The organism is Collinsella sp. TM05-38 (assembly GCF_003466445.1).
GTDB lineage: Bacteria > Actinomycetota > Coriobacteriia > Coriobacteriales > Coriobacteriaceae > Collinsella.
The window spans coordinates 89550-109259 of record NZ_QSPM01000003.1; the positions used below are offsets into that span (position 1 = coordinate 89550).

Consider the following 19710-nt stretch of genomic DNA (forward strand, 5'->3'; position numbering starts at 1 on the left):
GCCTGTGCGCTTGGTTTACGCTGCGCTGGTTTCTTTGTATTCGAAGACTGGTTCTAGGAGGTCTTCGATGTTGCAGTGGAGGGCTTTTGCTATGGCTCTTACGCTTGTTACCGAAGCTTCATTGATGTTTCTCTGGCGCTGCTCGTACATTTGGATTGAGCGGAGTGACACACCCGATTCGTATGCCAGATCTTGTTGGGTTTTCTTGAGCCTCTTTCTTGCTAACGCAAGTTTGGTTTGCCTGGACGCTTTTTTCGCCATATCGCAGACGAGGCGAGTCACGCGTTCCTCCGAGGCTTCGTGCCAGGGGTAGTACAGACTGCGTAGCACATCGAATGGAACGACATGCAGCAAATCTTCGAAAGACTCCCCTAGGCGCCACTGAAGGTATGCCAATATCCAGCCTGTCCAATATTCCGGTGTCTTTTCGAATCGGTAGGTTCGATTTGGCATCGGCCTTGATTGATAGCCGGACCTTTCGGCAATGAGCGCGAACAGCTCAACGCCCGATTTTCCCGACACTACCCATGCGTTGCCGCGTTCGAACTCGCGGGCTACGCCGCTCAGGCAAAAGAGTTCAGCAACTTCCGATCCTTCTGCCCCATAATCGTTAACGGCATAGTCAAAGCAGTCGCCGAGGTTGTTCATTGCATCCTCGAGGTAGTAGACGGGGTATGTCCTACTCGGCCCACAATCCGTTAACTCTTGGATCATTCAAATCAACCCTCCCTGCCATCAAATCCCTAATGTCGACACCCTCGGTGTCAAATCCGTTTACCGTATCCAGGTACTTACGTCGAGCGTTCTGTTCTCGCTCAAATCGTTTGGGATAAAACTCAGCTCCCGAGGCCTGCTTCCAATCGCGAAACCTGATCGCCGAGAACGCGCGCTCACTCATAAGCGCATATTGAATGCCCAAATCCCCCAAAAACATAATGCGCTGCAATTGCCTGAGCGAAATCATGCCGTTAACGAACTGTCTTGCAAACGAAAAGTAGGAATCGTCAGCGCGATAGCCTCGAATAACGTCATAGGGAGAAATATCAATCAGACAGTTGTCCAGCAAATACCGAAGTCCTTCGCGTGCCAGCGGCGTCGAGACATTAAACTCCCGGTTGTCGGCCAAAATCGCAAGCCAATTGAGGATTGAGAACTCCCCAGACTCTAAATCCAAGACCGAAAGGCCATCTAAATCAAGCTCATATCGATTGGCAATGCCATCAGACTCGGTCCGGCATGCCCATTCCATTGCCATTTCCTCATGTGGTGTGCAATAAAACCCGCGCCCATAGTCATTGAATTGCCTGCATTTATCCAACGATGGATGCTCGACAACAACCTCCGACCCGTGCCAAAGCTCCATATCGACCTCCTAAAAATATCACCCCAGTGATAGTTTACCAATAACTATCACTGGGGTGATATAGATGAGAGCTTTTGAGGGGCTGCAGCCTTACTAGAGGCAAGCCTCGGCGATGCGCTTTTTTAGTTCGTCGATGCCGGTGCCGGTCTGGGAGCTCGTGATGATTACGTTCTCGGCCGGGACGTTGAGCTGCTTCTTGATGGCCGCTGCCTGACGGGCCTGCTGGGTACGGCTGAGCTTGTCGGCCTTGGTGAGACAGACGATAAAGTTGAACTCGTTGCCCTGCAGGTAGTCGATCATATCGTGATCGAGCTTGCTGGGGTCGTGGCGAATGTCCACCAGCGACACAACCAGGTTAAAGCTGCGCTCGGAGTCGAAGAAGTCGCCGATAAGCTCGGCCCAGCGGTCGCGCTCGGCCTTGGAGCGACGGGCGAAACCGTAACCCGGCAGGTCCACAAAGTGTACGTCGTCGGCCTCGAAGAAGTTGATGTTGCTCGTCTTGCCCGGCGTGCTGGAAACCTTGACCAGGTTCTTGCGGCCAAAGAGCTTGTTCATAATCGACGACTTGCCCACATTTGAGCGGCCAACGAAGCTCACCTCGGGACAGGTGGACTCGGGGATCTGCGAAACCTTGCCGTAGCTGGCGACGAACTTGGCAAGCTGATAGTTAATGGAATCGGCCATGGACACTCCTTGGTCGTAGGTTTTTACAAAACGGGCGTGCTATTGCGCGGCGGCGATACGACGAACGATGTCAAGCGTGATGCCGCTCGCGGTGCGAGCGTACTCATCCAGATCGAACTCGCGCTCGCAAAACGCGTCATATGCCTCGTCGCAATTATCGCTGATAGCGCGCAGCACCAGGCAATCGACACCATTCTTGGCCGCGATGTGCGCAATTGCCGCGCCCTCCATCTCGACGCAATCGGCATGCGTGGCCTCAATCGCAGCGTTACGCATGGCGTCACCCGTAACAAAGCGGTCACCCGTGGCGATAGTGCCACACAGGAACTGCTTGGGGTCCTTCTCCGCAGCCGCCACATCCAGCGATACGTCCACAAACCCATGCTCGGCAAGCACGGCGGCGGCAACATCAGCCAACGCCGGCGTCGAGACAAACTCCTCGAGCCCCGGCGCCGACTCGGCGATGAGCGCCGTGTCGGTATCGAGATAGCGCAGGCACTTGCCTATAACCACGTCGTTAATATGGAGCTTAGGATTTAGGCCGCCCGCAATGCCCGAAAACACAACGGCCTGCGGGGCATATTTGCTGATGAGATGCTGCGTTGCCGCCGCGGCGTTCACCGTGCCCATGCCCGCCGTTGTGGCGACAACTGTCAGGTCGTCGAGCTCACCGCTCACAACGGTCAAGCCCGCCTCCCGTGCCTCGCAAACGTCGCTCAGCTCTTCCTTAATCTGCATGATCTCTTTTTCGAGCGCACCGATAATCGCGATGGTAGCCATACCATTCCCCAAACCTATACGAAATTCTCAACCAAGGTATGGTACCAGCATTTTGTTTGACCTCGCCAAACGAACACGCTAAGCCAGTGCAGCTCGCGTATCAAACAGAGCCTTTGCAATCGCGGCCGTAACCTCGCTCGAACGGTCACTCCATGGCATCGATGTCATGACGCTCATGACATAGGTACGGCCATCGATGTCGATGAGGCCTGCATCGCATGTCGAATAGTAACCATCCTCGCTAATCCAGCCTGCCTTGTTGCGCACCAAAACCTGCTCGTCCGCAATGCCATCGCGAATAAACGAGCGCGATGTTGATGTCAGAAGGCCCGACAACCACTGTGAAGTCTCGGTATCCATGCTCAGATACTCGCTCATCTCACGCCATAACCTCGCAGAAGTGCGCGGGCAGTAGGTCGGAAAATCACTCATCGGATCCAGTGCCGTATCGTAATCGATGCCAAGACCGACAATCCAATCCTCGTAACCGACACGGTCAAACGCCGCACGTAACGCAATAAACGAATCGTTGTCTGAATAAACGACCGCAGCCTCGATCAAGTCGCGTACCGTCTGCCAACCCATGTTGTAGCCACCATAGGTGCCAAGGGAGTCATCGAGTGAAACCTGGCCCGTCTCGACCAGAGATTCGCAAATGTACAACGCATAGAGTGCCTTGTAGCTACTCGCACCGTACACCTCGACATCAGCGTTATACGTCACGCCCTTACCGCTCGACAGGTCGTAAAACACCACGCCCACATCGCCCAGCTCCTGCGCCTGGTCAAGCGCATTCTGGAGTGCGGCGAGGTTCTCATCCTCCAGGGCGAGGATCTGGTCATCAACCAGCGAGAAGGTCTGCACGGTATCGCCTGAGGGAATATCGTTAAAGTCCGCCTTCGAAAGCCCCGTCTTGAGGTTCGCTGTCGACAGGGCTTGACTTGCGGTGACTTTAGATTCAGAGACCTTTTTGTTTTGCGTCTGTACCGTTGACGCATCTGAGTGTGCCATTCGCTCCGACGCGTAGGTTTTGGCGGTAATTCCGAGGATAATAACCGCCGACGTTAGCATCCCAATGGCGGCAATCTTCCTCACGCGGATGCGAGTGTCGGCAAGGCCACGCGAAGACGTGTCCTTCGTCTTATATCTGCTGCCATGCTGCGGCACATACTCGTCCCGCGATGCGATGTTTCGCACGTGGTCTCCTGACTGCTACCGTTTATATACGAGCAGCATGATACCGAGCAGGCATTTCTTTCCAAAGATATTCAGTGGCGTTTAAGGTGTCTTTAAAGAAACCACAAGCGTTTCTATGCATTTTTGCCAATTCTGTTGCACATCTCTACCCAAAACGCAGTTGCGGTGAAATAGTTCCTGTTTGGACGGCATAAGCCGAAAAACAAGAACTATTCCACCGCAACTTGACGGGGCTCTTTGGCAATCAACTTGGTGCCCAGGGGTACTCATTTAAGTCTGTCCCCAATGAGTGCCTTTGGGGAGCGAAAATGGCTCGCTAGCCGATGGCGTTTTTGAGTTCGGCGCGGCGCTTTTTCATGCCCGTCATGACGGCGTTGCGCAGCTCGGGCATGCGCGCGGTATCCATCTGGGGCACGCCCTCAAGCTTATAGGGAATGCCCAGTTGCTCGTACTTGGCGACACCCATGGTGTGATACGGCAGCATTTCCAGGCCCACCACGTTGTGCCATGGAGCGATCAGACGACCGAGCGCCTCGCACTCCTCCACCGTGTCGGTAATGCCGGGCACCACCACGTGGCGGATAACGACCTTGATCTTGCGACGTGCAAGCTCATCACCAAACGCCAAGATGCGTGCGGGATCGCAACCGGTCAGCTTTTTATGCTCAGCCGGATCGGCATGCTTGATGTCGAGCAGCACCATGTCGGTCTCGTTGAGAACGGCATCGAACTTCTCGGGGTGGTTGGGATCGAACGCATAGCCGCAGCTGTCCAAGCAGGTATGCACGCGGCCATCGGGGTTGTTGTGCATTGCACGGAACAGGTCGGCCAAAAACTCAGGCTGTAGGAGCGGCTCGCCGCCGGACACCGTAATTCCGCCGCTGCGATAGAACTCGTGGTTACTCTGGAACTCATCCATGAGGTGCTCGACGGTCACCATCGTGCCGCCGTTGACCGACCAGGTATCGGGATTGTGGCAATACGCGCAGCGCATGGGACAGCCTTGGACAAACACCACAAAGCGGATGCCGGGTCCGTCGACCGTTCCCATCGTCTCGATTGAATGCACGCGGCCAAGGGCAAACGCAGAGTCCTCGGGACGAGCGTCCACACCCTCAAGCGTCATTTCTGCCATTCGCGCTACCTTGCCTCTCCTTGGGTGCAACCAATTAAAATGCCAGAGCCATTCTAGCCCATACGCATGATGGTGAAATGGTTTAGCGGTCAATTGGATTGTTCTATTTGACCCCACGCAAGAGCGGCGGGAGGGTTATCGCAACCCGCCCGCCGCCGTGGCAATAGAAATCGATAGACGCCAGGCCTTTACGCCTTGAGTGTGAGCACCGCGCCGAAGGCGGTCGGGCCGCAATGGCTCGAGATGACGCCGCCGACCTGAGTCCAGGTAACGTCCTTAAAGCCCAGGCCGTGCGCGTAGACTTCCATGTCGTCGCGCAATTCCTCGGAAAGGCCTACCGAATACGCCAGGCCAATATGCGAGTAGTCGATCTCGCCCTTCTCTACCATGTGATCAATAAAGGCACGGGCGCACTTGAGCATAGAGCCGCGGAACTTCTTGGTCGCCACGAACTTACCACCCGTCACCTCAATGCAGGGCTTAATCTTGAGCAGATGGGCGCCCAGGAACGCGACGTTGGACAAGCGACCGCCCGCCTTAAGGAAGGCAAGGTCCGTAGGAACAAAGCCCAGCAGCACGCGGTCCATGACGGAGTTCGTAAATGCAAAGATTTCGTCGACGGTGACATCGGGGTGAGCCTCGATGTATTTGGCGGTCTCGACGACAACGAGCGACTGGCCCACCGAGACAAAGCGCGTGTCCATGGAGAACACGTAGTCGCGCCCCTGAGCCGCAATCTTAGAGGACTGATGCGAACAGGTCGTGGCCTCGGAATATGCAAGATGCAAAATAGTCGCGTCGGGTTGCTCGGCATGGATGCGGTCGTACACATACGCAAAATCCGCTGGCGAACAGCCACTGGTCTTGGGCATCACACCAAACTCGTTGCAGCGCGAATAAATCTCGAGCGGATCGATCGAGCCGTCCTCGACGGTCTCGTCACCAATCGTGACATGCATGGGCACGCGCACGATGCCGTAGCGCTCGCAGAGCTCTGGCGTCACATCCGACCCAGACTCAACCACGATTACATACTTGCCCATTCTTATCACGACCCATCTCGACGTTGGTTTTTTAATATATGACGCACGTCCACCGTCCTGCTGTAGAACGGCCTCCAAGCGCCAAAGAGACGCCGTCCCTTGCACACAACAAAGGACAGCGTCTCCCTGGAAAACTCCGTGCTTATCTGAGATTCTACACGGTTTATTAAGGAGTGTTACTTATTCCGCAAACGGTCGCTATACGCGATAAGCGGTAGCTGCCAAGAAAGTATCTCGTGCGTCCAGTCCATCAGGAGAGTTCCGCCTAAAGGGTGACTACACAGGACCCCAGCCGGGCCGCTTTGGGTTACTTTCCAAAACATTCCGCACTGGACGCAAAGAGGCCCCGCCGCGCGAAGCGCGTAGCGGAGCCTCTTTGCATGTCCGAGGACGTTTTGGAGAGTAACCCAAAGCGGCCCGGCGATCCTGCGGGAGTTTAACCCCTTTAGAACTTGTTGTGGAAGGTACGCGAAATGACCTCGTCCTGCTGCTCCTTGGTGAGCGTGTGGAAGTTCACGGCGTAGCCGGAAACGCGGATGGTCAGCTGCGGATACTTCTCGGGGTGAGCCTGAGCGTCGAGCAGCGTCTCACGGTTAAAGACGTTGATGTTCAGGTGGTGGCCACCCTTCTCGGCGTAAGCGTCGAGCATGTGGACCAGGTTATCGGCCTGAGTCTCGGAAACTTCAGAAACCTTCATAATGTGTCTCCTTCGATTGATAGGCGCCGGCCGAAACCGGCGCTCCAATCAGTAATCGTTATTGTTAGTATAGCATTAACAATAGTTACTCGCCCAGCTGATCAAGGTCGATATCGCCAAAGAACACCTGGTCCTCCTTGCCGAGCGCACCCGGGATGATGGAGAAGGTGTTGGAGATGCCGTCCTGAGCATCGCGGAACGGGAGCTTGGAAACCGAAGACAGCGAGGCGATGGCGCCGAGGCTATCGCGCTTGTGCATGGGGTTAGCACCCGGGGCGAAGGGCTGGCCAGCCTTGCGGCCATCAGGCGTAGAACCGGTCTTCTTGCCGTACACGACGTTGGAGGTAATGGTCAGAACCGAGGTCGTGGGCACGGAGTTGCGGTAGGTGTCGTTCATGCGGATGTACTCCATGAACTGGTGCACAACGTCGTGAGCGATCTGGTCGACGCGGTCGTCGTCGTTACCGTACTTGGGGAACTCGCCCTCGGTCTCGAAGTCGACGATGATGCCATTCTCGTCACGGACGGGGTGGACCTTGGCGTACTTGATGGCAGACAGGGAGTCAGCCACGACGGAAAGGCCAGCAATGCCCGTAGCGAACCAACGGTGCACGTGCTTGTCGTGCAGAGCCATCTGGATGCGCTCGTAGCAGTACTTATCGTGCATGTAGTGAATGATGTTCAGCGAGTTGACATACACGCCAGCGAGCCACTTCATCATGTCGTTGTACTTTGCCACGACGTCGTCGTAATCGAGCGTGTCGCCCTCGACGGCGCGGTACTTGGGGCCGACCTGCTTCTTGGAGACCTCGTCAACACCGCCGTTGAGTGCGTACAGCAGGCACTTGGCCAGGTTGGCGCGGGCGCCGAAGAACTGCATCTCCTTGCCAATGCGCATGGAGGACACGCAGCAGGCAATGCCGTAGTCGTCGCCGTGGTAAACACGCATGAGGTCATCGTTCTCGTACTGGATCGAGGAGCTGGCGACGGAAGTCTTGGCGCAGAACTTCTTGAAGTTCTCGGGCAGACGGGTCGACCACAGAACGGTCATGTTGGGCTCGGGGCTGGTGCCCATGTTCTCAAGCGTGTGCAGGTAGCGGTAGCTCATCTTGGTAACGAGCGTACGGCCGTCGACGCCCATGCCGCCGATGGACTCGGTGACCCACTGCGGATCGCCGGTGAACAGGGCCTGGTACTCGGGGGTACGGGCAAACTTGACCATGCGGAGCTTCATGATGAAGTGATCCACGAACTCCTGGATTTGCTCCTCGGTGAAGGTGCCGTTGGCAAGGTCGCGCTCAGCGTAGATGTCGATGAACGTAGAGGTACGGCCGATGGACATAGCGGCGCCGTTCTGCTCCTTGACGGCAGCGAGGTAGGCGAAGTACATCCACTGGATGGCCTCCTGCGTGTTGGTAGCAGGGTTGGAAATGTCGAAACCATAGGTCTCGGCCATCATCTTGAGCTCGCCGAGGGCACGGATCTGCTCCTGCAGCTCCTCACGATCGCGGATGTTGTCGGCAGTCATGACCGTCGGGGTGGAAGCCTTCTGGGCCTCCTTGTCCTTGATCAGGTAGTCGACACCGTACAGGGCGACACGACGGTAGTCGCCGATGATGCGGCCGCGGCCATAGCCATCGGGCAGACCGGTGATGATGTGGGCCGAACGGCAAGCGCGCATCTCGGGGGTGTAGACATCGAAGACGCCCGCGTTGTGGGTCTTGCGCTCGAAGGTGTAGCGCTCGACAACGTTCTCGTCGATCTTGTAGCCGTGCTGGCTAGCAGCCTGGCAAGCGATGCGGATACCGCCGTTGACGTGCAGCGCGCGCTTGAGCGGCTTGTCGGTCTGGAGGCCGACGATGGTCTCCTTCTCACGATGGGCGTTATCGATGTAGCCAGCGGGATGGCTCACGATACCCGTGACGGTCTTGGTGTCCATATCGAGGACGCCGCCCTGCTCGCGCTCCTTGAGCAGCAGGTCGAGAACCTCGCCCCACAGCTCCTTGGTACGCTCGGTCGGGCCGGCGAGGAACGACTCGTCGCCCTCGTAGGGGGTGTAGTTCTTCTGGATGAAGTCTCGGACGTCAACCTCTCCCGTCCAGATGCCTTCCTTGAAGCCTTCCCATGCCTCCTGCATTGTGTAACCACGCTCCTAGTTACGTATTATGCGGCGCTCTCACACCGCTGCTTATTGAATTCTTGAATATTGGACCTGCATGACCGGCTTCATTCGCCTTTCATCGCGCGTTAGCGCAGGGAAAAACGTTTATTCACCTTGGTCTTGCAACCCTAAACCCAAGATTTCACCCGTCTGTGAAGGATAACATAGCCACCCCCTTCATCAGGGCTGTTATATGTTCCTTTTTTTATACCATTAGTCCTTTTTTGACAAATCCGCAGGAAACGCACGCGTCATCAGCTACCGTTCACCGAATTGTTTGATATTTCCCCTTGCCTTTATACGTCCTTCACTCTAGCTGTTATGCCAGCTTTAGCAGGGTAAAGTGTCCTAGAGACCCTTCAGAAACTGAAGGGCGGCCACGGGATTTTCCCCGCGGCCGCCCTGTGGCGTGGCTAGTTTTTTAGCTTTGATTGCCGCTTGGCATTAAGCGGCTGAGGCGGCGCTGCCGGTCGCTGCCTTGCTGTTGCTCTGCTGGCCCTGAAAATGCTTGTAGCACCAGCTGGTGACCAGCGGGGTCAAAATGGCCGTCACGATAGCGCAGGCTGCAACCTGAGCCGTAGCCGTCGCGAGCACCGCACCGCCGTACATGGCCTCGTTGACGCTTGCCATAGCGGCAGGCGTTGCCACATTGGCTCCGGCGCAGCTGGAGATTGCCGCACCTGCGACACCGGTGCCACCGGTGAGCTTATCGACCGCAACAACGGGGATAGCGAAGACCACCGAGCAGATCACGCCGAGCAGAATGCCGGGAAGACCGCCGTTGATAAGCTGACCAAAAGTCATGGTCGAGCCCATGGCAAAGAAGACGAGCACGATGATGGCGGAAAGTGCCGGTGCCATCATCTTCTTAAAGCTCGGGAAGAGGTTACCCAGAATAATGCCGACGACGATCGGCAGGATGGCGCCCACGAGCGACCAGCCGATCGGAGCCTGGCCGGCGGCGCCGAGCACGATCATCGTGACCGGAGGGCCGACAACCAGCGTGGTGATGGCGACGGCGCCACGCTCGGCCTCGTTGCCCATGGTGCCCATCAGTCCAGCGTACATAGCGTTGTTGGCACCCGTGCAAGCGGCCAGCATCACCATGGCCGAGATGCCAAACAGGTTGTCGTTGAACACATAAAGGATGAGTAGCGACACGGCGACAACCACGATCTGCTTGACGGCAATGATAATGGCACCGCGGGCAGCGGCAGCAGGAGCGCTCTTAAACGAAATCGTCGTACCGACGATGAGCAAAAAAGCGCCCACAAGCGGGCCGGCGCCCTGCTGGGTCATACCGAGCGTAAAGCTGCCGAGCGTTTTAAACAGGTCGGGGAACAGCGTGTTGAGCAGGCAACCCAAAAAAAGCGGCACCAGGATATTGGCGCCCGGGATGGAGGACATCTTAAAGAACGGCTCTTTTGTTGCCGGCGCCTCCACCGCAGTCGATTCACTCATTTATATCTCCTTTTGATGCGTGTGACACGCGGCCACACGCTCCTGAGTCAGAAAGAAGGCGACGGTCCCGAGTCGCAGGAGCCGTCGCCGAATTATCGCCGCGGGGTATTACCCGTCCAGGACGATGCCGCCGTCGCAGTCGCCGATCTCGCCGTTCACGAAGCTGGCGAGGTCGGAAGCAAAGAACAGCACCATCTGTGCAGGCTCGCTAGCCTGGGCAGCGCGGCCCAAGGGAATTCCGTTGATGATGCGCTGAGAGTTCTCATCAGAGAGAATCGAGGTCATGTCGGTAAGGGTAAGCGACGGGCACACGGCGTTGCAGCGGATGCCGAACTTACCGCCTTCCTTGGCGACCGCCTTGGTTAGGCCGTTGACACCGGCCTTGGAGCTCGCGTAGGCAGCAGTGCCGAGCAGGCCGCCGCCGATCTTGCCGGCCACAGAGCTCACGTTGACGATGGTGCCGGCGTGGGCCGCCTTAAAGTGCGGGTACACGGCATTCATCATGGTAAAGGTGCCGTTGAGGTTGATGTCGATGGTGCGGCGCCATTCGGTGTCGTCGATCTCGTCGAACTTCTTGGTGCTGATGACACCGGCGCAGTTGATCAGAATGTTGGTCTGGGGCAGATCCGCGAAGATCTGCTCGACGGTCTCGCGCGCCTTGGACGCATCGGCGACATCGAGCTGGTAGAACTTGTTGCCCTCGCCAAGCTCTGCCACCGCGGCCTCGCCCTTGGCAGCGTTCCTTGCGATGAGCGCGACGTGTCCGCCGCCCGCAACGATACCCTTGGCAATCTCGAGGCCAATGCCCTGAGTGCCGCCGGTAACGATCGCGGTTTTGCCCGTGAAGTCAAATGCCATGACTCCAACCCCCTTGATTCAGGTGTCTCCTTGCGGGAAGTTGGAGCATCGCGCGTGGCGTTACTTGAGTCCCAATCGTCATGGTGGTGACAACCCCTCGCCTAACCGCGTGCATGATAATTCTTTGAAACGCTTCATCAATTGAATGATTTTAAGTCTTTATGCGCTCTTTATATTGCTCACCGCATGAGGCATGCGTATGTGGGTATCATCTTTCACCGAAAATAGTTTCTAGTGTTAGGGGTTTTCGGTGGAAGATACCGATTTCCATGAGCTTGGGCGTCAGCTCTTTACCGAGTTTGGCAGCATGCATCAGCGCATTTCGCGCTTTGCCGACCAGGCCCTGAGCGGCGAGATGGCCGTCATGCGCGCCCTCATGCTCGCTGGTGGTTCGCTCACACCGAGCGAACTCGCTGATCGTGCCTGGGTCTCGAGTGCCCGCATCGCCAATATCCTGCGCGCTCTCGAAGCCAAGGGCTGGGTCGAGCGCGAGCACTCAAAGACCGACCGTCGTCGCGTACACGTCACGGTGACCGACAAGGGATTCCAGGATCTCGCAATCAAACGTCGGGAATTCGAGAACCGCACCGCGGCTTTCCTCGAGCAGCTCGGCGAAACAGATACCCAAGAGATGGTGCGCCTTCTTAGACGCGCCAACGAAATTATCGACCGCAATCAAGAAAGGAGAGATGCCGAGTGAGGATTCTCAAGCTCTTTAAAGAGCATATTCTGGCACTGTTCACAGCTATCGTACTTATCGTAATCAGCTGCAATGCCGACCTAGCGCTACCTACGTATATGAGTGACATCGTCGATGTGGGCGTGCAGCAAGGCGGCATCGCCTCGCCCGTACCCGACACCATTCGCGCCGAATCGCTCGATGACCTCAAGCTCTTCATGAGCGCCAAGGATGCCAAGGCTGTGGAGGCCGTGTTTAGCAAGGCGAACAAGAACGGCATTCGAACGTACAAGGGAACAGAAGATGAGCGCGCCGACGGCAGCAAGCTCGCCGATATCATGAGCCTGCCCGAGACCGTCGTCCTTTCGCTCAACCAGGGCATCGATGCCAGCTCCATGGGCGACATGATGGGCACGTCCAGTGAGAAAGATAACAGCGCCGCCCAGGCCATGCCCTCCCCCGAGCAGATGGCGGCGATGACGCCCGAGCAGCTCGCCGAAATGCAGCAGAAGGCCGCAGCGGCACAGAACATGCAAAAGCAGATTGATGCCGACGGCGGTAAGATCACCATGAAGAGCCTACGTCTGGGCATCGAGGGCGGTCTGGTAGACCAAAGCAAGCTCGTCGAAGGTGCCAACGAGATGGCGGACAAAATGGGCTCCATGTCGGGTTCCATCGTCACGCAGCGCGCCGTGACCTACGTGCAGGACGAGTACAAGGCGCAGGGTATCGACCCCGCCGACGTGCAGAACTCCTACCTGGGCCGTATGGCGACCACGATGTTTGGCCTGTGCCTGGTGTCGCTTGTCGCCACCATCCTGACCGGCGCCGTGGCCTCGCGCACTGCTTGCTCCATCGCCCGCGACCTGCGCCGCGAGACCTTCAACAAGGTTATGCACTTTTCGCCGGCCGAGGTGGGCAAGTTTAGCCAGGCCTCGCTCATCACCCGCTGCACCAACGACATTCAGCAGATCCAGATGGCAGCGACCCTGTTCATCCGCATGTGCCTCATGGCGCCCGTCATGGGCATCGTCGCGGTCATGCGCGTCCTGGCCAACCACACCGGCCTGGAATGGACCATCGCCGTGGCCATCATCGCGGTCTCGGCCGTCGTCGGCGTGCTCATGGGCCTCACCATGCCCAAGTTCAAAAAGATGCAGAGCTTTGTGGACCGCGTGAACCTTACCGCGCGCGAGCTGCTCGACGGCCTTATGCCCATCCGCTCGTTTAACCGCGAGGAGCACGAGCTCGAGCGTTTTGACAAGGCATCGCTCGATCTGATGACCACGCAGCTCTACACCAACCGCGCCATGAGCTTTATGATGCCGCTCATGATGCTCGTCATGAACTGCATCACCGTGCTTATCGTCTGGTTTGGCGCACAAGGCGTGTCCGACGGCGTGATGCAGGTCGGCAACATGATGGCGTTTATCTCCTACACCATGCAGATCGTCATGGCGTTTATGATCCTCACCATGGTTTCGGTCATCCTGCCCCGCGCCGAGGTCGCAGCCGAGCGCGTGGAAGAGGTCATCACCTGCCCCACAAGCATCAACGACCCCGTCTCGCCCAAGCTGCCCGCGGCAAGCGCGCCGCGCGGTGAGCTCACCTTCCGCGACGTGAGCTTCCAGTACCCCGATGCCCGCGCCGATGTCATCAGCGGCGTGAACTTCACCACGCACGCCGGCCAGATGCTCGGCATCATTGGCTCCACGGGCTCGGGCAAGTCCACGCTCGTGCAGCTGATTCCGCGCCTGTACGACGTGACGGGCGGCAGCATTTCGCTCGACGGTATCGACGTGCGCGATATGACCCTTTCCGAGCTGCGCCGTCGCATCGGTTACATCCCGCAGCAGGGTCGTCTGTTCTCGGGCACCGTCGAGAGCAACCTCAAGTTTGCCGGCGATATGGTTAGTGACGAGGATATGCGCCAGGCAGCGCGCATCGCACAGGCCGAGGACTTTATCGCCGAGCGCGAGGGCGGTTACGACTCCCCCATCAGCCAGGGCGGCTCCAATGTCTCGGGCGGTCAGCGCCAGCGTCTGGCCATCGCCCGCGCCCTGGCCAAAAAGCCCGAGGTCCTAGTGTTCGATGATTCGTTTAGCGCCCTCGACTACAAGACCGACGCGCGCCTGCGCGAGGAGCTTGCCAAAAACGTCACTGACGCTGCGCTCGTGGTCGTGGCCCAGCGCATCGCGACCATCATGCACGCCGACCAGATCATCGTGCTCGATGACGGCCACGTAGTGGGCACCGGCACGCACGAGGAGCTGTTGCACAACTGCCCGGCGTACTTGGAGATCGCACAGTCGCAGCTTTCTGCCGAGGAACTGGGGCTTACCCAAGAAGAGATTGCAGCTGTTATGGAAGGAGGCGAGCGATAATGGCAGACGAGACCAAGACTCAGATTCCCAAACCCACCCGCCAGCGTGGCCCCATGGGTCGTATGGGCGGCATGGGCCGCGGCGAAAAGGCCAAGGACTTTAAGGGCACCATGAGGCAGCTGCTCGGCTATATCGGCCAGCACAAGATTGCCGTGTTTGCCGCCGTCGCCTTTGCCGTATGCTCGGTCATCTTTAACATTGTGGGGCCCAAGGTACTCGGCCAGGTAACCACCAAACTGTTCGAGGGCCTGGTTGCCAAGGTCAACGGCACCGGCGATGTCGACTTTAACTGGATCGCCAAGACGCTCGGCTTTTTGCTCTGCCTGTACCTGGCGAGCTCTGCCTGCAGTCTGATCCAGGGCTGGCTCATGACCGGCGTCACGCAAAAGATCTGCTACCGCATGCGCAAGGAGATCGCCGCCAAGATCGCCGTCGTACCGATGAGCTACTTCAACGGCCACAGCAAGGGCGACGTGCTCAGCCGCATTACCAACGACGTCGATACGCTCGGCCAGTCGCTCAACCAGAGCGTGACGCAGCTCATCACGTCCATCACGCAGATTATCGGCGTGCTCGTCATGATGCTGTCGATCAGCCTGCCGCTCACCGGCGTCACCGTGCTCACGCTGCCGGCCGCCGCGATTATCTTGATGGTGATGATTCACTTCTCGCAGCCGTACTTCCGCGAGCAGCAGCAGGTCCTGGGCACCGTCAACGGCATTATCGAGGAGGACTTTGCCGGCCAGAACGTCATTCAGGTGTTCGACCGCGCCGAGGCCTCGATCGAGGAGTTCGATAAGGAGAACGACCGTCTCTTTATTAGCGGCTGGCGCTCGCAGTTCCTGTCGGGCCTGATGATGCCGCTTATGAGCTTGGTGGGCAACATGGGCTACGTGGGCGTTGTCGTGGTAGGCGCACAGCTCGCACTGACCGGCAATGCCACGCCCGGTGACATCCAGAGCTTTATCCAGTACGTGCGTAACTTTACGCAACCCGTGCAGCAGCTGGGCAACGTGAGCAACACGATGCAGTCGATGGCCGCCGCCACCGAGCGCGTCTTTGAGTTCTTGGCAGCGCCCGAGGAGGAGCAGAAGGTCGACGCACAGATCCCCGAGAAGCGCCCTGGCCACGTGGAGTTTGACCATGTCAAGTTTGGCTACACGCCCGACAAGACCATCATCCACGACTTTAGCTGCGAGGCGCAACCCGGCCAGACCATAGCCATCGTCGGTCCCACCGGCGCTGGAAAGACCACGCTCATCAAGCTGCTGCAGCGTTTCTACGATGTGGACGACGGTTCGCTACGCGTCGAGGGCATCGACGTGCGCGACTGGGACCGCGCGGCACTTCGCGGCGAGTTTGCCATGGTGCTGCAGGATACCTGGCTGTTTAACGGCACCATCCGCGAGAACATCCGCTACGGACGCCCCGACGCGAGCGATGCCGAAGTCGAGGCCGCTGCGCGCGCCGCACGCTGCGATCACTTTATCCATACGCTCGCCGGCGGCTACGACTTTATGATCAATGAGGAAGGCACGAACCTGTCGCAGGGCCAGCGCCAGCTCGTGACCATCGCCCGCGCCATTTTGGCCGACCGCCCGGCGCTGATTCTGGACGAGGCGACCTCCAACGTGGATACCCGCACCGAGGAGCTCATTCAGCGCGCCATGGATGCGCTGATGCAGGGCCGCACCAGCTTTGTCATCGCGCACCGCCTGTCCACGATCCGAAACGCCGACGTCATCCTGGTGATCCGCGACGGCGACATCGTCGAGAAGGGCACGCACGACGAGCTGCTCGCCCAAGGCGGCTTCTACGCCGACCTGTACAACTCGCAGTTTGACGAGGCGGCGTAAATTCTGCCGCAGGGAACGAATAACGCCCGAGAACGGGGGCGCAGGACAACCTGCGCCCCCGTTTTGTGTCCTTTGGGCCTCGAAACGCCTCCGCTGAGACCTGATTGACGGCGCCATCCAGACCCCGTGGACAAAAAATGGCAAATATGAGTACTGTAACCTTTTTAGTAACAGCCAAAACCGCCCCAAACGACGTCTTTGCGGCCTAGATATGCCTTCAAATTGATCAAAACGCCCGGTAGCATGCTTCTGCGTGCCAACGTTAATGAACATATTTACTGTTGTGTCTAATATCTTATAAGGTCGATATGATACTAAGATAGCGACAGTACTCATATTTGCCATTTTTTGTCCACGGGGTATGCCGCAGAAGATCCAACTTGCTCCAGCATGTCGTACGCCGGTCCCCCCTTCCGGCGAGTGCCGACATTTCCCCAGATAAAACCGACCAAAATAAACCTGTCCCTTTTCGGCAGGTTTCGCTTGCACTTTAGCGTGCGACAGCGGATAATGCCGAGCATTCGAGAATTCGCCAATTGTTGCCGTTAATTGATAAAGGAGGCCCCTATGGCCATGGAATTCAAACGCAGGCTGCCGATCCCCATGGAGATTCGCGAAGAAATGCCGCTTTCCGCCGAGCTTACCGCCAAAAAGCAGGCATTTGACGCCGAGGTCGCCAAAGTCTTTAGCGGCGAGGACGCACGCAAGGTGCTCATCATCGGCCCGTGCTCTGCCGACCGCGAGGATTCGGTTCTCGAGTATATGAATCGTCTGGCCAAGACCGCCGAGGAGGTCAAGGACAAGCTCATCATCATTCCGCGCGTCTACACCAATAAGCCGCGTACCAAGGGCACCGGTTACAAGGGCCTTCTGCACAACCCCAACCCCGAGGCTCCCGACGACCTGCTCGAGGGCGTCAAGGCCATCCGCCACATGCACCTGCGTGTCATCGAGGAGACCGGCTTCTTTACCGCCGATGAGATGCTCTACCCGTCGAACTACCAGTACCTCGTCGACCTGCTGAGCTATGTCGCCGTGGGTGCGCGCTCGGTTGAGAACCAGGAGCATCGCTTGGTGTCGAGCGGCATTTCGGTGCCGGTAGGCATGAAGAACCCCACCGCCGGCTCCACCACCGTCATGCTCAACTCCATCTACGCCGCCCAGGCGCATCAGAGCTTTATCTTCCGTAACTGGGAAGTCGAGTGCGACGGCAACCCGCTCGCGCACGCCGTTATGCGCGGCTACATCGGCCTCGACGGTCGCACCTACCCCAATTACCACTACGAGCACCTGGAGCGTCTGGCCGAGCGCTACACCGAGCACGCCGGCTACGCCAACCCGGCGGCGATTATCGACTGCAACCATGACAACTCGGGCAAGCGTCCGCTGGAGCAGCATCGCATTTGCAAGGAAGTGCTCGACAGCTGCCGCCGCAACGAACCCATCTCCAAGCTGGTCAAGGGCTTTATGATCGAGTCCTACCTTGAGGACGGCAACCAGCCGGTTGACGGCGGCGTCTTTGGCAAGTCGATCACCGACCCGTGCCTGGGCTGGGAAAAGACCGACTACCTCATCCACGAGATCGCGGACCGTATTTAGTTACGCGGGCCGCATTTGGACAATCTGACGTTCAACTTCAAGGGCGCGACCAGAAGGTCAGCGCCCTTTCGTTTCACGTCACCTTGCCTCAAATGCGACCCGCTCGCTCATATGACCCAATCCACTGTCAAGGGCCACAATGGCCCCGCCGACCGCTTGCAATCGGTCGGCGGGGCCTGCCGTTAAACCCGTCCCGGTCCGCCCCCGGCATGTCATCGACGCCTTCGGCTCAGTCTCATATCCGCGGAGATGCGGCAGTTGGGGACGTTCCTTTCCTGCCGGCAGTCTGGGACATTCCTTGGTAGTCGTTGGGGACGCTCTTGTTTGACTAGTCGTTTAAGAACGTCCCCAATGACTATCCTCGTGATCCCTTTTCCTCCGTCCCCGAGGGATCGAGGGTCGTCTGCCGAATGGTCGATACGGCAGTCCTGCGTCCATGTCACACTCAGAGATGGCCTGACCCAACCTGGAAGGAGCCTCCATGAGCCTTGACAACGTAACTCTGCGCGCCGCCACGCTCGATGACCTGACCGGCATCGCCGCCATTTACAACCAGCTGTGGTGCAACACACTACGCAACCGCGGCGACGTCGAAGCCGCTGATTTCTGCGCGCGCTTTAACATCGCTATGCAGCTGCAGCGCTCCCCCATCGCACTCGTCGCCGAGGCCGAGGGCCGCACTATCGCCGCCTGCTGTATCGGCATCTTCGAGGACGGCAAGCCGCGCACCAATCCCACGTGGGAGCCCTGCTACGACGAGATGCTCGCCCAGGCAACCGAGATGGCAAAGACTGCCGACGCCAAGCTCGAGGGCTCGCTCTTTGGCGACAGCCGTGAGAAGGCAACGGCCGACCGCTTTGCCGCCACGGGCAATGAGTATGCCCAGGGCCAGCTCAACCTGATCATCATTGTGCCCAAGTGGCAGGGCAAGGGACTCGGCCGCGAGCTCATCGACCTTGCGCGCGCCGAACTCGCCAAAGACGGGTGCACCAAATTCTTCCTGATGAGCGACTGCAACTCTGACTGGCAGTTCTACGAGCACCTCAACATGAAGCGCATCCTGGAGGATCACAGCCAAGACACCGGCGACGGCTTTATCGTCTACATGTACGGAGGCGACACGCAGGATTAGCCTGAGTGCCGCCTCATGGCTTTCTCCAAAACAGCCCAAACCAATCAGCCACGCCAAAAGGGACATGCCAAAAAGGGACAGGTTTATTTTGGCAGGTTTTATCTGGGCAAACGCCAACCGCCGCGAGGAAGTTGCCTTCCTTCGCGGCGGTCTTCTAGCAGCCAAAACCAAGTGAGTAGACTTTGTGCAGGAAGCCGAGCACACCCCAAATCGCCACAGCGCTGACCTGCGGTTTTATTGAGCACTTGTCGTGATGTGCTCGGCAGATCCAAAAAAGCCTACTCACTTGGTTTTGAGGCGCTCCAGATAGGCAAAAAACGCCGCGAAAGGGGTCCGATCCTCTTCGCGGCGGTTGTTCGCGCTGGTTTTGAGGCGGTTTTGCCCGCTTGCTACTCGCTGTAGCGGGCAGCGATGGCAGTTCGCACCATGCCGGCGCTCATAAGGCAGGCCCCCGACGACTACAGCAGCACACGCCATAATCTGACAGTATCATTTGCCATAATCTTGCAGTAGTGTTTTCCATAATCTAATAGTAGCCCAGTTCAGAGGCGTTATTGGATAGTAACCTATAACCGTTTTAGAACGTCCCCGACGACTGCCTGGGAGCGATAACAGGTATTATCTGGTCAAACCCCAAATCCACCACAAAGGTGCCTGTCCCCTTTGTGGTGGTTTGGAGCT

Annotated in this window: 16 protein-coding genes; 5 read left to right on the top strand and 11 right to left on the bottom strand. The window is 58.0% G+C overall.

Features of this window, described 5'->3' with window-relative positions; translation table 11 throughout:
* Positions 1-15 precede the first annotated feature (15 nt).
* From DXD49_RS02160 to DXD49_RS02210, 11 genes are all read right to left on the bottom strand, one after another.
* Positions 16-648 (bottom strand): helix-turn-helix transcriptional regulator, encoded by a 633-nt coding sequence (locus DXD49_RS02160; protein WP_117635680.1) that lies wholly within the window; start codon positions 646-648, stop codon positions 16-18.
* 31 nt (positions 649-679) lie between these two features.
* Positions 680-1363 (bottom strand): DUF3990 domain-containing protein, encoded by a 684-nt coding sequence (locus DXD49_RS02165; RefSeq protein WP_117635679.1) that lies wholly within the window; start codon positions 1361-1363, stop codon positions 680-682.
* 93 nt (positions 1364-1456) lie between these two features.
* The gene (gene yihA, locus DXD49_RS02170) at positions 1457-2047 is read right to left on the bottom strand and encodes a ribosome biogenesis GTP-binding protein YihA/YsxC (protein ID WP_006234871.1); all 591 of its coding nucleotides are present in this window, start codon (positions 2045-2047) and stop codon (positions 1457-1459) included.
* A 39-nt stretch (positions 2048-2086) separates the two neighbouring features.
* Positions 2087-2827: a 5'-methylthioadenosine/S-adenosylhomocysteine nucleosidase gene (mtnN, locus tag DXD49_RS02175; protein ID WP_117635678.1), complete on the bottom strand. Its 741-nt coding sequence runs from the start codon at positions 2825-2827 to the stop codon at positions 2087-2089.
* Between the two features lie 78 nt (positions 2828-2905).
* Positions 2906-4024 (bottom strand): serine hydrolase, encoded by a 1119-nt coding sequence (locus tag DXD49_RS02180; protein ID WP_117794090.1) that lies wholly within the window; start codon positions 4022-4024, stop codon positions 2906-2908.
* 316 nt (positions 4025-4340) lie between these two features.
* Positions 4341-5159, bottom strand: a complete 819-nt coding sequence (pflA, locus tag DXD49_RS02185) for a pyruvate formate-lyase-activating protein (RefSeq protein ID WP_117635676.1) — start codon at positions 5157-5159, stop codon at positions 4341-4343.
* 188 nt (positions 5160-5347) lie between these two features.
* Positions 5348-6202 carry a DegV family protein gene (locus DXD49_RS02190; RefSeq protein ID WP_117743234.1) on the bottom strand — a complete coding sequence of 285 codons (855 nt, stop codon included), beginning with the start codon at positions 6200-6202 and terminating at the stop codon, positions 5348-5350.
* 445 nt (positions 6203-6647) lie between these two features.
* Positions 6648-6899: an autonomous glycyl radical cofactor GrcA3 gene (gene grcA3, locus DXD49_RS02195; protein WP_055252439.1), complete on the bottom strand. Its 252-nt coding sequence runs from the start codon at positions 6897-6899 to the stop codon at positions 6648-6650.
* An 85-nt stretch (positions 6900-6984) separates the two neighbouring features.
* The gene (pflB, locus tag DXD49_RS02200; protein WP_117794091.1) at positions 6985-9036 is read right to left on the bottom strand and encodes a formate C-acetyltransferase; all 2052 of its coding nucleotides are present in this window, start codon (positions 9034-9036) and stop codon (positions 6985-6987) included.
* Positions 9037-9504: 468 nt separating this feature from the next.
* A complete protein-coding gene (locus DXD49_RS02205) occupies positions 9505-10521 on the bottom strand; it encodes a 2-keto-3-deoxygluconate permease (RefSeq protein ID WP_117743238.1) in 1017 nt (338 codons plus the stop codon).
* Between the two features lie 108 nt (positions 10522-10629).
* Entirely contained in the window at positions 10630-11379 is a 750-nt protein-coding gene (locus DXD49_RS02210) for an SDR family NAD(P)-dependent oxidoreductase (RefSeq protein WP_117735728.1), read from the bottom strand.
* Between the two features lie 250 nt (positions 11380-11629).
* Here DXD49_RS02210 and DXD49_RS02215 point away from each other — a divergent pair, with 250 nt between their 5' ends.
* From DXD49_RS02215 to DXD49_RS02235, 5 genes are all read left to right on the top strand, one after another.
* A complete protein-coding gene (locus DXD49_RS02215; RefSeq protein ID WP_117735729.1) occupies positions 11630-12079 on the top strand; it encodes a MarR family winged helix-turn-helix transcriptional regulator in 450 nt (149 codons plus the stop codon).
* A complete protein-coding gene (locus DXD49_RS02220; RefSeq protein WP_117735730.1) occupies positions 12076-14442 on the top strand; it encodes an ABC transporter ATP-binding protein in 2367 nt (788 codons plus the stop codon). Before DXD49_RS02215 ends, DXD49_RS02220 begins: the two co-directional genes overlap by 4 nt.
* Complete coding sequence (locus DXD49_RS02225; RefSeq protein ID WP_117735731.1) at positions 14442-16298, top strand: ABC transporter ATP-binding protein; 1857 nt, start codon at positions 14442-14444, stop codon at positions 16296-16298. The genes DXD49_RS02220 and DXD49_RS02225 overlap by 1 nt, the downstream gene beginning before the upstream one ends.
* Before the next feature lie 567 nt (positions 16299-16865).
* A complete protein-coding gene (locus DXD49_RS02230) occupies positions 16866-17897 on the top strand; it encodes a 3-deoxy-7-phosphoheptulonate synthase (RefSeq protein WP_117794092.1) in 1032 nt (343 codons plus the stop codon).
* Between the two features lie 481 nt (positions 17898-18378).
* Entirely contained in the window at positions 18379-19029 is a 651-nt protein-coding gene (locus DXD49_RS02235) for a GNAT family N-acetyltransferase (protein WP_117794093.1), read from the top strand.
* The last annotated feature ends 681 nt before the right edge of the window (positions 19030-19710 follow it).

What these genes read in the sequence shown, in the direction of transcription:
- grcA3 (WP_055252439.1), bottom strand. Translation starts at nt 6,899, where the DNA reads ATGAAGGTTTCTGAAGTTTCCGAGACTCAGGCCGATAACCTGGTCCAC.
- DXD49_RS02190 (WP_117743234.1), bottom strand. Translation starts at nt 6,202, where the DNA reads ATGGGCAAGTATGTAATCGTGGTTGAGTCTGGGTCGGATGTGACGCCA.
- yihA (WP_006234871.1), bottom strand. Translation starts at nt 2,047, where the DNA reads ATGGCCGATTCCATTAACTATCAGCTTGCCAAGTTCGTCGCCAGCTAC.
- pflA (WP_117635676.1), bottom strand. Translation starts at nt 5,159, where the DNA reads ATGGCAGAAATGACGCTTGAGGGTGTGGACGCTCGTCCCGAGGACTCT.
- DXD49_RS02210 (WP_117735728.1), bottom strand. Translation starts at nt 11,379, where the DNA reads ATGGCATTTGACTTCACGGGCAAAACCGCGATCGTTACCGGCGGCACT.
- mtnN (WP_117635678.1), bottom strand. Translation starts at nt 2,827, where the DNA reads ATGGCTACCATCGCGATTATCGGTGCGCTCGAAAAAGAGATCATGCAG.
- DXD49_RS02230 (WP_117794092.1), top strand. Translation starts at nt 16,866, where the DNA reads ATGGCCATGGAATTCAAACGCAGGCTGCCGATCCCCATGGAGATTCGC.
- DXD49_RS02165 (WP_117635679.1), bottom strand. Translation starts at nt 1,363, where the DNA reads ATGGAGCTTTGGCACGGGTCGGAGGTTGTTGTCGAGCATCCATCGTTG.
- DXD49_RS02205 (WP_117743238.1), bottom strand. Translation starts at nt 10,521, where the DNA reads ATGAGTGAATCGACTGCGGTGGAGGCGCCGGCAACAAAAGAGCCGTTC.
- DXD49_RS02160 (WP_117635680.1), bottom strand. Translation starts at nt 648, where the DNA reads ATGAACAACCTCGGCGACTGCTTTGACTATGCCGTTAACGATTATGGG.
- pflB (WP_117794091.1), bottom strand. Translation starts at nt 9,036, where the DNA reads ATGCAGGAGGCATGGGAAGGCTTCAAGGAAGGCATCTGGACGGGAGAG.
- DXD49_RS02235 (WP_117794093.1), top strand. Translation starts at nt 18,379, where the DNA reads ATGAGCCTTGACAACGTAACTCTGCGCGCCGCCACGCTCGATGACCTG.
- DXD49_RS02225 (WP_117735731.1), top strand. Translation starts at nt 14,442, where the DNA reads ATGGCAGACGAGACCAAGACTCAGATTCCCAAACCCACCCGCCAGCGT.